Here is a 13581-nt window from a genome sequence, read left to right as displayed (position 1 = left end):
GAGTCGGCAGAAAAGAGGGCGTCTACGGCCGACTCGCTGTCAATGCCAATCCCAAAGCCGCCGCAAGGCAGAAAGCTCAGACACGCCGCGTCATTTCAATCCGCTCCCGCACCTTGGCCAGCACCGGCGCCCACGCGCCAATCTCGGGCTGCCGGAATATCTCGATCGAATCGTACCAGGCCGTGGTGCGCGATTCATCCCCCCAGAACCATGCCGACACGTGATCGATCATCAGACAGGTCGGCACGCCAAGTGCGCCCGCCAGATGCGCCGGCCCGCTGTCGATCGTGACAACCAGATCCAGATTCGCCAGCAAAGCAGCGACGTCATCGAATCCGGACTGAAAATGGTGGGTCAGATCGGCGACATCGTGACCTTGGGCCCGCCACTGCGCAACCGTCTCGCTGCGCCCGGGCGACAAGGCAAACCAGGTCACGCCGGGCACGCTCAATAGCGGTGCGAGTTGCTCGACGGGCACTGAGCGCCGCCTGTCGCGGACATGGTCAGGATTGCCATTCCACACCAGACCGACTTTGCGATTACCCGGTTTGCGCGCCGTGTGCGCGTGAACTCGCTCGCGCCAAACGTGCACACGCGTGGGCTCCGCACTCAGATACGGCGCACCCCACCCCTTTGCATCGAAGACGCCAAGCCGCAGCGGCAAGCTCATCAATCCGCAATGGAAATCAGGCTGGGTTTCGAGGCTCGTTTCGAGCCGCAAATCGGCAGGCAGCATTCGTTCGAATAGATGCCGCAACGGCCCGTCGTGACCGAAAATCACGCGACCGCCCTCACGGCGCGCCCTCTCCGCCAGCAGCGGCAGAAAGCGCACCGCCCAGAGACAGTCGCCGTTGCCTTGCTCGCCGTACACCACCAGCGTTTTGCCTTGCAGCGATTCGCCCTGCCAATGCGCGCTGATTGCAGCAAGCGCATGCTGCGCATTGTTCAAATCGTCACCGAACGCGACCCGTGATTCGTAATGCGTCCAGCCGGCGGCGAAACGCCCGGTGCGGATTTCGAGCTCCGACAGATCGAATAGCGCATGCACGTTATCCGGCGACAACTCCAGCACCTGCCTGAGCAAGGCCTCCGCTTCCTGAAACCGCGCCTGCTCCTTGACGCACAACGCAAGTTTGTGAAGCGCCACCGGATTACCGGGCGCGACGCGCACCGCTTCGCGCAGCAGGTGCTCGGCCGTGTCGAAGTCGTTGCGTTGTTGCACGGCGGCGGCGCGCCAGATCAACGCGTTGGCGTCTTCGGCGTTGCGTTCGAGAAGCAGCGTAGTGGCGGAGTCGACGAGTGCCCAATCGCGCACGATGAACGCTGTTTGCGCAATCGTGTGAAGCAAGGTGGGTTCGCAGGAGGGATCAAGCTGATAGGCCCGTACGAGCGCTGCAAGCGCTTCGCGCTGGCTGTCTTTGTTACGGGCGGCGTGTTGCAGCAGTGTTTGCCCGAGCGCGAGGCAATCGGCCACGCCGGCTCGCGGCGCGGCCGCGCGGGCACGCAGATCCGCGAGTTGGCTAGTTGCCGGCTCGATGTTCGGATCGGTCATTGAAACGATGCCGCGCGCACTACGAGGACGCTCGAAGCGCGCCGTTTACGACGCGCTCGCGGCGATCTTCGGCGTGCTGACGGCGACATCGCCGCATTGCGCGCGGTGACGCAGCGCGTGGTCGATCAATACCAGCGCGAGCATGGATTCGGCGATCGGCGTAGCGCGAATGCCGACGCACGGGTCATGGCGCCCGAACGTTTCGACGATGGCCGGCTGCCCCGCCTTGTCGATTGAACGACGCGGCGTGCGGATGCTCGAGGTCGGCTTGATCGCGATGGACACCGTGATGTCCTGCCCGGTCGAAATACCGCCGAGCACGCCGCCCGCGTGGTTGCCGACGAAGCCTTCCGGCGTCAATTCGTCGCCATGCACCGAACCGCGTTGCGCGACGCTGGCGAAGCCCGCGCCGATCTCGACGCCCTTCACCGCATTGATACCCATCATGGCGTGCGCGATGTCCGCGTCGAGACGGTCGAACAGCGGCTCGCCAAGCCCGACCGGCACGCCGGAAGCCACGACATTGATGCGCGCGCCGATGGAATCGCCGTCTTTACGCAGCGCGTCCATGTAGGTTTCGAGTTCCGGCACGATCTGCGCATTCGGCACGAAGAATGGATTCTCACGCACATGGGCCCAGTCGACGAACGGCACGTCGATCTCGCCGAGCGCCGCCATGTAGCCGCGAATCTCGGTCCCGAATTTCTCGCGCAGCCATTTCTTCGCCACGGCGCCGGCCGCCACCGTAGGCGCGGTCAGACGGGCCGACGAACGGCCGCCGCCGCGATAGTCGCGAATGCCGTATTTCTGCCAGTAGGTGTAATCGGCGTGGCCGGGACGGAAAGTATCCGCGATATTGCCGTAATCCTTGCTGCGCTGGTCCGTATTGCGAATCAGCAGGGCGATCGGCGCGCCGGTGGTCTGGCCTTCGAACACGCCCGACAGGATCTCGACCTTGTCCTCTTCCTGGCGCTGCGTGACGTGGCGCGACGTGCCCGGCTTGCGGCGGTCGAGTTCGAGCTGGATATCGGCTTCGTTGAGCGCCATGCCCGGGGGGCAGCCGTCGATCACGCAGCCAATAGCGGGGCCGTGCGATTCGCCGAAGGTCGTGACAGTGAAAAGCGTACCGAGCGTGTTGCCGGACATGGGCGTCGTCCAAAGAAATGCGGGGAAAACGCTATTATGCCAGCCTTGATGCGGCCAAGGCCGCGCTACGGGACGGCGATGGGCTCCGGGCCCGACCGGCAGGCCCGTGATCCGGTGGCGCTACTTGCGCGCCCCGCGCAATTCGGTGACGATCTGCTGCAGCAGTTCCGGCGTCGCCTCAGCCGGATCGATTGGCTCACCCACGGCCAGCGTCAGCCGGCTCATCACGCCCTTCTGGATCGGTCGCGGCCAGCGCGCGTCGTTGGCGCGCGAAAACACGCTGCCCCACAGTCCGCGCAACGCCATCGGTATCACCGGCGCCGGCGTGCGGCGGATGATCTCGGTCACGCCGTGGCGAAACGGATTCATCTCGCCGGTCTTCGTCAGCTTGCCTTCGGGGAAAATGCAGACCAGATCGCCCTCAGCCAGCGCCTCGGCACAACGCTCATAAGCGCGCGCCAGCAGTGCCGGATCCTGATGAGCGGGCGCGATCGGAATCGCCTTCGCGTGACGGAACACCCAGCCGGCGAACGGCGACTTGAAGATCTGATGATCCATCACGAAGCGGATCGGCCGCGGGCTCTCGGCCATGATGACGATCGCATCGACGAAACTCACGTGGTTGCACACCAGCACGGCTGCGCCCTCCTCCGGAATCCGCTCGGCATGAACCAGGCGAATCCGGTAGAACGTGTGCACCAGCACCCAGGCGATAAAGCGCAGCAGAAACTCGGGCACGAGCGAATAGATATACGTCGCGACGACAATATTCAGCAGCGCGGTGACGAGGAAAATCGCTGGAATACTGAACCCCGCCGCGGTTAGCCCCATTGCCATTAACGCCGACACGATCATGAACAGCGAATTCAGAATATTGTTCGCCGCGATGATGCGCGCACGGTGGCTCGGCTGGCTGCGGCTCTGGATCAGCGCGTACAGCGGCACGCTATAGAAGCCGCCGAACATGGCCAGCAGAAACAGATCGGCCAGCACGCGCCAATGGGCCGGCCGCACGAGGAATTCGCCGACGCTCAGCAGATGCCCGGCGGCCGGCAGCGCATGGCTCGCACAGAACAGATCGATCGCGAACACACTCATGCCGATCGAGCCGAGCGGCACAAGGCCGATTTCGATGCGCCGCTTGGAGAGCTTTTCGCATAGCAGCGAGCCGATGCCGATGCCAATCGAGAAGGTGCCGAGCAGCACGGTCACGACGTCCGGATCGGCGGACAGCACGTTTTTCGCGAAGCTGAAAAACGAGGACAGAAAGGTCGCGCCCACGAACCACAGCCAGGAAATCCCCAACAGGCTCAGAAACACCGTCCGGTTTTCGCGCGCGAGCTTCAGGTTGCGCCACGTTTCGCTGACCGGATTCCAGTTGATGCGCAGATCGGACTGCGGCGCCGCCGTCGCAGGCACGAAGCTCGATACCAGCCGCCCCACCAGCGCAATCGCGACACATGCGCAAGCGAGCACCACGGCGCCATGCTCGACGAAACCCGCACCCACGCCACCGACGATCGTGCCGATCAGAATGGCGACGAAGGTGCCCATCTCGACCATGCCGTTACCGCCGACCAGTTCCGACTTCGACAGATGCTGCGGCAGGTACGAATACTTGACCGGCCCGAACACGGTCGAATGGACGCCCATCAGGAACGTGCACAAATAGAGCAGCGACGCGCTATGCAGCCAGAAACCCGCGCCGCCGATCAGCATCACGACGATTTCGAAGCTTTTGACGAAGCGCGTGAGCATCGCCTTGTCGTACTTGTCCGCGATCTGACCCGAGGTCGCCGACAGCAGCACGAACGGCAGAATGAAAATCGCCGAAATCAGGAACGCGGCCGTTTTCGGATCGACGCCGGAAAAGCGCGCCGCCTGATACGTGACTAGCGACGTGAAGCCGATCTTGAACACGTTGTCGTTCATTGCGCCGAGAAACTGGGTCCAGAAAAACGGCGCGAAGCGGCGTTGACTGAGCAGGCGGAACTGCGACTCGTGCGCCTCGTGAGAGCGGGCGGGACGGCGGGCGGCAGGTATCGGACGATCGCTCATGAAGTTCGGGAACGGGCTAGAAACTGGCTAATGGCAACAAAGGAGAAATAGAGGGGAAACAAAAAAGCAAACAATAAGCAAACAAAAGGACTTCGGCCGGGAAAGCGCGGGGCACAAAAAAAGCGCACGCTTTCGCGCGCGCCTTGAGCGCATCTTCACACTCACGCTAACGGCGCGGACGCCGCGGTGAGCCCACGCGCGTTCTGCTTAGCGCGGCGCCGATTGCTGTTCCTGCTGCTCTTCCGGCCAATCGCGAATGTACGCCTTCAGCATGCGATTTTCGAAGCCCTGCTCTTCGACCACCGCCTTCGCGACGTCGTAAAACGAGATCACGCCCATCAGCGTGCGGCTTTCCAGCACCGGCAAATAGCGCACGTGATGCTCGAGCATCATGCGACGCACCTCGTTGACGTCCGTTTCGGGCGTGCACGTGAGCGGATGGTCGTCCATCAACTTGCGGATCGTGGAAGTGCCGAGGCTGCCGTGGTGCTTGCTCAAGGTCAGAATGACTTCACGAAACGTCAGCATGCCGACGAGGTCGCCGTACTCCATCACGACCAGCGAGCCGATATCGTGCTCGGCCATGGTATTGACTGCGTCGTGCAGCGTGGTATCCGGCGTAACCGTGAAAAGGGTGTTGCCTTTGACTTTAAGAATGTCGCTGACTCGCATGGTCTGTCTCCGTGATGCCCGCTAAGCTGATAATGCCTGATTGACTTTCGATCCTAGCGGAAAGGCCCGTAAAAGGAAAGCGGCCCGCCCATCAAGGCGCAGCGGGCATTTGCAGCTTCTGTGCGGTGCCGTCCGAAGCGCGCGCATCGGGAAAACCGCGCTTGAAGCGATTCACGCCGGTGATAGGATGGCCGCCACTTTCACCTTTCGCGAGGCCGTCCGTGGCTTCGCCGCCCAGGATGTCCGCCAACCGTTTCGACACGCTTGCGCTGCACGCCGGCGCAGCGCCCGACCCAGCCACCGGCGCGCGCGCCACGCCGATTTACCAGACTACCTCGTTTTCGTTCCGCGACTCGGACCACGCCGCGGCGCTCTTCAATATGGAGCGCGCCGGCCACGTCTACTCCCGCATCTCGAATCCGACCGTGGCCGTGTTCGAGGAACGTGTTGCCGCGCTGGAAAACGGCGCGGGGGCGATCGGCACGGCCAGCGGCCAGGCCGCGCTGCATCTGGCGATCGCGACGCTGATGGGCGCCGGCGCCCATATCGTCGCCTCCAGCGCGTTGTACGGCGGCTCGCACAACCTGCTGCACTACACGCTGCGGCGCTTCGGCATCAAGACGACCTTCGTCAAACCGGGCGACCTCGACGCCTGGCGCGCCGCGCTACGCCCGAACACACGCCTGCTGTTCGGCGAGACGCTCGGCAACCCGGGCCTCGACGTGCTCGATATTGCCGCCGTGGCACAACTCGCCCATGAGCACCGCGTGCCGCTGCTGGTCGATTCGACCTTTACCACGCCCTATCTGCTCAAGCCGTTCGAGCACGGCGCCGACTTCGTCTACCACTCGGCGACCAAATTCCTCGGCGGCCACGGCACGACGATCGGCGGCGTACTGGTGGACGGCGGCCTGTTCGACTTCACCGCGTCCGGACGTTTCCCCGAATTTACCGAACCGTACGAGGGCTTTCACGGCATGGTGTTCGCCGAGGAAAGCACCGTCGCGCCGTTCCTCCTGCGCGCGCGCCGCGAGGGCTTGCGCGACTTCGGCGCCTGTCTGCATCCGCAAGCCGCATGGCAACTGCTGCAAGGCATCGAGACGCTGCCGCTGCGCATGGAGCGGCACGTCGCGAACACACGCACGGTGGTCGAATTCCTGTGCGCCCACCCTGCCGTCGAAGCCGTGGCCTACCCGGAGCTGCCGTCGCATCCGGACTACGTGCTCGCGAAGCGTTTGCTGCCACGGGGCGCGGGCGCGGTATTCAGCTTCAATCTGCGCGGTGATCGCGCCGCCGGACGCAGCTTCATCGAAGCGCTTTCGCTGTTCTCGCATCTCGCGAACGTCGGCGACGCGCGCTCACTGGTCATCCACCCCGCATCGACGACGCATTTCCGCATGGACGCCGCCGCTCTCGCCGCAGCCGGCATCGCCGAAGGCACGATCCGTCTGTCAATCGGTCTTGAAGACCCCGACGATCTGATCGACGACCTCAAGCGGGCGCTGAAGGCCGCGCAGAAAGCGGGCGGCGCGAGCGCGACTGCGACCGGACAAGCCGCTGCGTCCAATACTGCAAAAAACAGCTCCGCCGGTTCATCCGCTGCTTCGGCTCAAGGCGAGCCGTCCGCTGCGCCCGCCAATGCGGCCAACCCCCGCCCGGAGTCGGCATGATTCTCACCGTTCAAGGCAAGCCCGCCTATGCGTACACCGGCGGCAAACCATTCGACGCCAGCCTGCCGACCGCGGTCTTCATCCACGGCGCCGAGCATGACCATAGCGTGTGGGCATTGCAAACACGTTACTTCGCGCACCATGGCTTCGGCGTACTGGCGGTCGATCTGCCCGGCCACTGCCGCAGCGCCGGCCCGGCGCTCACCACCGTGACAGCCATGGCCGACTGGCTGGCCGCCCTGCTCGACGCCGCCGGCGTACAGCGCGCATTCGTGGCCGGCCACAGCATGGGCTCGCTGATCGCGCTCGACTTCGCCGCCCGCTATGCGCAGCGTGCAACGCACCTCGCATTGCTCGCCACCGCCGTGCCGATGGCCGTCTCGGACGCCCTGCTCGAGGCTGCCCGGCACCGCGAGCCCGATGCAATTGGCATGGTCAATCAATGGTCGCATTCCACGCTCGCCGCCAAGCCGTCGTGCCCCGGCCCGGGCTTCTGGCTGCATGGCATGAATCAACGGCTGATGGAGCGGGTCTCGGCAAGCGGCGAGCCGCAGTTGTTCCACACCGACTTCACCGCCTGCAATAGCTACGCGGACGGCCTCGCACGCGCCGCCGAAGTACGCTGCCCGGCGCGACTGATCGTGGGCCGGCGCGATGCGATGACGCCGCCACGCGCGGCCAAAGCGCTCGCCGACGCGCTCGCCCGGGCCGGCGTACCGGTCGACACCGTGACGCTCGAAGCCGGCCACGCGTTGATGACCGAGCAGCCCGATGCCACGCTCGACGCGCTGTTCAGCTTCGCCTCGAAGGCCGCCAGCGCCGTTCAGTAGCCACTGCGAGTGGTCACAATAACCTCACAGGCAAGCGCGCACCATCGGCCGAATGGCCAGGTTGCGCGCGTGGCCCGATAGCCGCACAATGGGCCAGACCTGTCCAGTTTCAAGCGCGCTGCGGGCATCCGGCGCGACGAAGTAGTAGAAGTAATGGAAGTACAAGACGTAAAGAGAGCGACGGGCACGGAATCGAGTAGCGTCGACATTCGGAGGCCGCAATGGCTCAAACCGCACATACCGATCACTTCGCGAGTTTCGCGGAGTTCTATCCGTACTATCTGAGCGAGCATCGCAATACGGTGTCACGGCGGCTGCATTTCGTGGGATCGCTCGGCGTAATCGGTTGCCTCGCCATGGCGCTCGCCACCGGTAACTGGCTATGGCTGCCGGCTGCTGTTATCTGCGGATATGGCTTTGCCTGGGTCGGGCATTTCTTCTTCGAGAAAAACAGGCCGGCGACCTTCCGGCATCCGCTTTATAGCCTGATGGGCGATTGGGTGATGTTCAAGGACATCTGTGTGGGGAAGATTTCGCTGTAGATGGCGATCAAGTGGTGATCAAGCGGCGATCGGATTGCGCCCGCTCCCGGCACCCCGCTCAAGCAGCCTGATGCGGCATTGAAGAAGCGGCCTGTTCGTCTTCCCGAGCGCGCGCCGCCCGCGCGGCAGCACGCGCCGCCAGCAGCGTAGCGAGCGTCACCTTCAGTTTGTCGTTTTCGAGCGCTGCCAGAAGCATCTGGCCATCCACCCGCGTGGAGTTCAGCTCAAGCTGATATTCGAGCTCCGCGCGATCGATCACGAACAGGTCGAACAGACGCTCAACCGTAATCTGCGCCGGATTCGCCAGCAACAGGAAATGCGGCCGCGTACCGTCCTCCTGCAAGCGCGCGATCCACTCGATCTCCTCGAGCTTTTGCAGCAGATTGACCGTGGTATCCATCTCGCGGCGAAGCATCCTGGAAAGTTCCTGCACCGTGTAGCCGCGCTTACCCGCGTCGCGCGCTTCCGAGAGCCGCGCGAGGAGTTCGAGCGAATCGAACAGATCGCTGCCCTCGAACGTCGGCCGGTGAAACTGCCCGATGCGAATCGCAGGCAACGCCGATGCGATCATTGCGCCGGCCAGCGCAATGAACCAGCATAGATACATCCAAAGCAGGAATAGCGGCACGGCGGCAAATGCACCGTACACCGCGGTATAGGTGGGAATCCGGCGAACGTAGTAGCCAAAGCCGCGCTTGGCGAGTTCGAAAGCGATCGCGGCAGCGACCCCGCCGATCACCGCGTCGCGCCATTCGACCCGGCAATTCGGCAGAAACACGTAAAGCATCGTGAAGGCGAGTGCCGTCAATGGCAGCACGGCACTGGTCAACGCCCAGTCGATCACCGGCGGAATATGTTGAGCGGCCGTGAACGCCATGGAACGCGTGAACAGATAGGACGACATCGACAGGCTCACGCCGATCAGAATCGGACCCAGCGTGATGATCGCCCAGTAGACCAGAATGCGCTGCGCGATCGGCCGCGCCTTGCGCACCCGCCAGATCACGTTGAAAGCGGATTCCACCGTCATCATCGTCATAACGGCGGTGACAAACAGAAAAATCATGCCGATGGTCGTCAACCCTTTCGCCTTCGACGCGAACTGGTTCAGGTAATTGAAAATCTGAGTGTTGAGCTGCGCGGGCATCAGATGGTCGGCAAGGAAAATCTGCAGCGACATCTGAAACGAGCTGAAAATCGGAAACGCGGTGAATAGCGCGAACGCGACCGTGGCGAGCGGCACGAGCGCGAGCATGGTGGTGAACGTGAGGCTGCCGGCCACCTGCGGAATGCGGTCTTCGCTGCTGCGCTTCGCGGCAAACTGCGCGAGTCGTTTGAGCTTGTCGAGATCGAAACGCACCCTGGACAACACACCCACCTTCTTACCTCCCTGCTTTATCAAACAGTGTTTCAGGACCGTGCGCGAAGCCTGGCCGAATGGCTATGGATGGCCTCTACAGCGGACCCAGCCCCTATAATACCCGTTCACCGATGAGGCCTATGAAAGACATTCTCGTGCTCTATTACAGCCGTCACGGCGCCACGCGCGAGCTTGCGCTGGCGATCGCGCACGGCGTCGACAGCGTCCCCGGCATGCAGGCGCGCGTGCGCACCGTACCGGCGGTTTCCACCGTCTGCGAAGCGACCCAGCCGGATATTCCCGCTGAAGGCCCACCCTACGTCGAGCTGCGCGATCTCGAAGAATGCGCGGGCCTGGCGCTCGGTTCGCCCACCCGTTTCGGCAACATGGCGGCGTCGCTGAAATACTTTCTCGACGGCACCACGCCGCAGTGGCTTTCGGGCGCGCTGTCCGGCAAACCGGCTTGCGTGTTTACCTCCACGGGCAGCCTGCACGGCGGCCAGGAGTCGACGCTGTTGTCCATGATGCTGCCGCTTTTGCATCACGGCATGCTAATCGTCGGTATTCCGTACACCGAGAGCACGCTCTCCACCACGCAAACCGGCGGCACACCCTACGGCGCGTCGCATTTCGCGCGCGCGGGCACGGCCGAACAAGGCATCTCCGCCGACGAGAAAACGCTTGCGATTGCGCTCGGCGCGCGCGTTGCCCGCACGGCGGGGTCCATGAGCGAGCGGCCGTGAGCGAGCCGACTGCGCCAAAGGCCTCGAACGATTCGCATGCCGGGATGCGCGTAAGCGGCAGCAACGCGCAACACGCCGGCTCGTCTCCCGCGGATTCAGCAACGAACGCTCCTATGCGCGCAACCACCATGCCTGTGCAGCAAAACCGCGCCGCCGCTTGCGGCGCCACCGCCAGCCTGCTCGCGCTGATCGCGCTGTCCGTCGCGTGGGAATGGTGGCTCGCGCCGCTGCGGCCGGGCGGCTCGGCGCTGGTGCTCAAAGCCGTGCCGCTGCTGCTCGCCCTGCCCGGCGTGTGGCGGCACCGGCTTTACACGCTGCAATGGGCATCGATGCTGATCCTGCTGTACTTTGCGGAGGGCATCGTGCGTGGCTGGAGCGACCCCGGTCTGAGCGCCCGCCTCGGCTGGCTCGAAGCCGCCCTCGCCGTCGTTTTCTTCATCTGCACGCTCGCCTACGTCGCGCCGTTCAAGCGCGCGGCCAAACGGGCAGCGCGGCAGGCCGCAACCGGGAACGCCAGACTGAACACCGGGCAGACCGAGGAAAGCTCGCAATGAGAGTCCTGCTTCCCACGCCGCTTGCCAGATAGCCCACCCGTCAAGCTCCGCCGAATTTCCTGACCGACCAATATGACCCAAGCCGCTTTCCTCACCGCTTGCCGCGATGCCATCGGCACCGCCCACGTGCTGACCGACCCGCATGACACCGCCCCCTACCTCACCGACTGGCGCCGCCGCTACACCGGCACCGCCTGCGCGGTGCTCTGTCCGGCCGCGCCTGACGAGGTTGCAGCGCTCGTCAAACTCGCTGTCGAGCATCGCGTCGCGCTGGTGCCGCAAGGCGGCAACACCGGTCTGGCCGGCGGCGCCACGCCGGATGCAAGCGGCGCGCAGGCCGTCATCAGTCTGCGGCGTCTGAACCGCGTGCGCGACATCGATCCGCACAACAACACGATCACAGTCGAAGCCGGCGTCATCCTTGCCGAAGTGCAAAAGCACGCTGAAGAAGCCGGCCGCCTGTTTCCCCTGAGCCTCGCCGCCGAAGGCAGTTGCACGATCGGCGGCAATCTCGCCACCAACGCGGGCGGCACCGGCGTACTGCGCTACGGCAACACGCGCGAGCTGTGCCTCGGCCTCGAAGTGGTCACGCCGCAAGGCGAACTCTGGGACGGCCTGCGCGGTTTGCGCAAGGACAACACCGGCTACGATCTGCGCGATCTGTTCATCGGCGCGGAAGGCACGCTCGGCATCATCACCGCCGCCGTGCTCAAGCTGCATCCGCAGCCGGCCGCGCGTGTCACGGCGCTTGCCGCGCTCGCGTCGCCGCACGCGGCGCTCGACTTCCTCACGCTCACGCAACGCGTCGCCGGGCCGCTGCTGACCGGCTTCGAACTGATGTCGGATTTCTGTCTGCGGCTAGTGGGGCGGCACTTCGAACAGATGCGCTATCCGTTCGCCGAAACGCACGCGCAGGTCGTGCTGCTGGAACTGTCGGACAGCGAAAGCGAGGCGCACGCGCGCGGCCTGTTCGAGCGTCTGATGGAAACCGCGCTCGAACAAGGTCTGGTCGAAGACGCGGTGGTCGCTGAGAACCTCACGCAATCGCGGGCATTCTGGAATCTGCGCGAACACATCCCGCTCGCACAGGCTGAGGAAGGTCTGAACATCAAGCACGATATTGCGGTGCCGATCTCACGCATCGGCCACTTCATCGAGGAAACCGATGCAGCGATCGCGCAGGCCGTGCCAGGCGTGCGAATGGTCACGTTCGGCCATCTCGGTGACGGCAATCTGCACTACAACGTGCAGGCGCCAGAAGGTGTCGATGCGAAAGCGTTTCTCAAGGCCTGGCAAAGTCCGATCAACCAGATCGTCTACGACAGCGTGCACCGGCATCGTGGCAGCATCAGCGCGGAACACGGGCTCGGCCAGTTGAAGATCGACGAGGCAATGCATTACAAACAGGACGTCGAAGTGCAAATGATGCGCGCGCTCAAGCACGCACTCGACCCGCTGAACCTGATGAACCCGGGCAAGGTGCTACGCTAGAGTTTGCAGCCGTCGCCGTCGGTGCGGGGCCCATTGCAGGAGTCGTCGTCGTGAAGATTCGAGTGCTGTCCGATCTGCATCTGGAATACGATGAGCCCGAGCTGATCCCGCATGCGCAGGCGGATCTGATCGTGCTGGCCGGCGACATCCATAATCATGCAGCGGGCCCGCGCTGGGCCGCGCAAACCTTCGACGGCGCCGTGCCGGTGGTCTACGTGCCCGGCAATCATGAGTATTACGACGGCGAATTCGGCGCGCTCGAAGCCGCCCTCTACGATGCTGCCGCGCAAGTCGACAACGTGCATGTACTGAACAATGCCGCGCTGGTCGACCCGCAAGGCCGCTGGCGCGTGCTCGGCACCACCTTGTGGACCGACTTCGCGTTATACGGCGCGGATCCTGACACGCTCGCCGGCTGCATCGACGCATCGCGCCGGGTGATGCTCGACTTCCGCGGCCTCATCCAGATGAACTGGCCGCACGACACCGAGGATTCGGCGCGCGACTTCACGCCTGACGATTCCCTCGCGTTGCACCGGAAAGCGCGCGCCTGGCTCGAAAGCGAACTGGCGCGACCATTCGAGGGCAAGACGATCGTCGTCACGCATCACGCACCGTACCGCTTGAGTCTGGCCGAGCGCTACGCGGAAGATCGCGTCTCGGCCGGGTTCGTCAATCATTTGCCGGAGCTGGTGCGCGCGCCTGTCGCCCTGTGGATTCACGGGCATACGCATACGCCGTTCGATTACACCGTGAACGGCACGCGCGTGGTGTGCAATCCACGCGGCTACCTGGACCGGCGCACCGGTCAGTTGGAAAATCCGCAATTCACGTGGGACAAGGTCGTCGAGATATAGCGGCGGCTTGGGGCCGATCTGGGTAGCGCGGCTGAGCGCCACGCACTACGCTGGGGTTATTGTCGGGTGCGGGTCGGGTTTGGACCGGCGATCTCCGGAGGTGTCG

The 13581-nt window shown here is 64.1% G+C and carries 13 protein-coding genes; 7 read left to right on the top strand and 6 right to left on the bottom strand.

Annotated elements, in window-relative coordinates; translation table 11 throughout:
• Nucleotides 1-76: 76 nt before the first annotated feature.
• The 5 genes from HWX91_RS30870 to HWX91_RS30850 form a co-directional block, all read right to left on the bottom strand.
• Nucleotides 77-1552, bottom strand: a complete 1476-nt coding sequence (locus HWX91_RS30870; RefSeq protein WP_028200187.1) for a tetratricopeptide repeat protein — start codon at nt 1550-1552, stop codon at nt 77-79.
• 45 nt (nt 1553-1597) lie between these two features.
• Nucleotides 1598-2698: a chorismate synthase gene (gene aroC, locus HWX91_RS30865; RefSeq protein WP_028200186.1), complete on the bottom strand. Its 1101-nt coding sequence runs from the start codon at nt 2696-2698 to the stop codon at nt 1598-1600.
• 120 nt (nt 2699-2818) lie between these two features.
• Nucleotides 2819-4756: an MFS transporter gene (locus tag HWX91_RS30860; protein WP_028200185.1), complete on the bottom strand. Its 1938-nt coding sequence runs from the start codon at nt 4754-4756 to the stop codon at nt 2819-2821.
• 207 nt (nt 4757-4963) lie between these two features.
• The gene (locus tag HWX91_RS30855; protein WP_028200184.1) at nt 4964-5428 is read right to left on the bottom strand and encodes a CBS domain-containing protein; all 465 of its coding nucleotides are present in this window, start codon (nt 5426-5428) and stop codon (nt 4964-4966) included.
• Between the two features lie 91 nt (nt 5429-5519).
• A complete protein-coding gene (locus HWX91_RS30850) occupies nt 5520-5690 on the bottom strand; it encodes a hypothetical protein (protein ID WP_162181313.1) in 171 nt (56 codons plus the stop codon).
• On the opposite strand from HWX91_RS30850, the gene HWX91_RS30845 reads away from it, so the two are divergent.
• The 3 genes from HWX91_RS30845 to HWX91_RS30835 all read left to right on the top strand — a co-directional run bounded on the left by HWX91_RS30845 (nt 5668) and on the right by HWX91_RS30835 (nt 8470).
• Nucleotides 5668-7098: an O-acetylhomoserine aminocarboxypropyltransferase gene (locus HWX91_RS30845; RefSeq protein ID WP_169741877.1), complete on the top strand. Its 1431-nt coding sequence runs from the start codon at nt 5668-5670 to the stop codon at nt 7096-7098. The two genes, HWX91_RS30850 and HWX91_RS30845, sit on opposite strands and share 23 nt — an antisense overlap.
• A complete protein-coding gene (locus HWX91_RS30840; protein ID WP_028200182.1) occupies nt 7095-7928 on the top strand; it encodes an alpha/beta fold hydrolase in 834 nt (277 codons plus the stop codon). The genes HWX91_RS30845 and HWX91_RS30840 overlap by 4 nt, the downstream gene beginning before the upstream one ends.
• Before the next feature lie 221 nt (nt 7929-8149).
• Nucleotides 8150-8470 (top strand): Mpo1-like protein, encoded by a 321-nt coding sequence (locus HWX91_RS30835; protein ID WP_028200181.1) that lies wholly within the window; start codon nt 8150-8152, stop codon nt 8468-8470.
• Nucleotides 8471-8528: 58 nt separating this feature from the next.
• Here HWX91_RS30835 and HWX91_RS30830 read toward each other — a convergent pair whose 3' ends face one another.
• Nucleotides 8529-9842: a YihY family inner membrane protein gene (locus HWX91_RS30830; protein WP_081833255.1), complete on the bottom strand. Its 1314-nt coding sequence runs from the start codon at nt 9840-9842 to the stop codon at nt 8529-8531.
• A 128-nt stretch (nt 9843-9970) separates the two neighbouring features.
• Here HWX91_RS30830 and wrbA point away from each other — a divergent pair, with 128 nt between their 5' ends.
• The 4 genes from wrbA to HWX91_RS30810 all read left to right on the top strand — a co-directional run bounded on the left by wrbA (nt 9971) and on the right by HWX91_RS30810 (nt 13475).
• Nucleotides 9971-10573 (top strand): NAD(P)H:quinone oxidoreductase, encoded by a 603-nt coding sequence (gene wrbA / locus HWX91_RS30825; RefSeq protein WP_028200179.1) that lies wholly within the window; start codon nt 9971-9973, stop codon nt 10571-10573.
• Nucleotides 10574-10686: 113 nt separating this feature from the next.
• On the top strand, nt 10687-11127 hold the full coding sequence (locus HWX91_RS30820) for a DUF2069 domain-containing protein (protein WP_028200178.1): 441 nt from the start codon (nt 10687-10689) through the stop codon (nt 11125-11127).
• A 72-nt stretch (nt 11128-11199) separates the two neighbouring features.
• Nucleotides 11200-12618 (top strand): FAD-binding oxidoreductase, encoded by a 1419-nt coding sequence (locus HWX91_RS30815; RefSeq protein ID WP_028200177.1) that lies wholly within the window; start codon nt 11200-11202, stop codon nt 12616-12618.
• 50 nt (nt 12619-12668) lie between these two features.
• Entirely contained in the window at nt 12669-13475 is an 807-nt protein-coding gene (locus tag HWX91_RS30810; RefSeq protein ID WP_028200176.1) for a metallophosphoesterase, read from the top strand.
• Nucleotides 13476-13581 lie beyond the last annotated feature (106 nt).

The organism is Paraburkholderia fungorum (assembly GCF_902833645.1).
GTDB lineage: Bacteria > Pseudomonadota > Gammaproteobacteria > Burkholderiales > Burkholderiaceae > Paraburkholderia > Paraburkholderia fungorum.
This window is presented reverse-complemented; position numbering and strand designations above follow the sequence as displayed.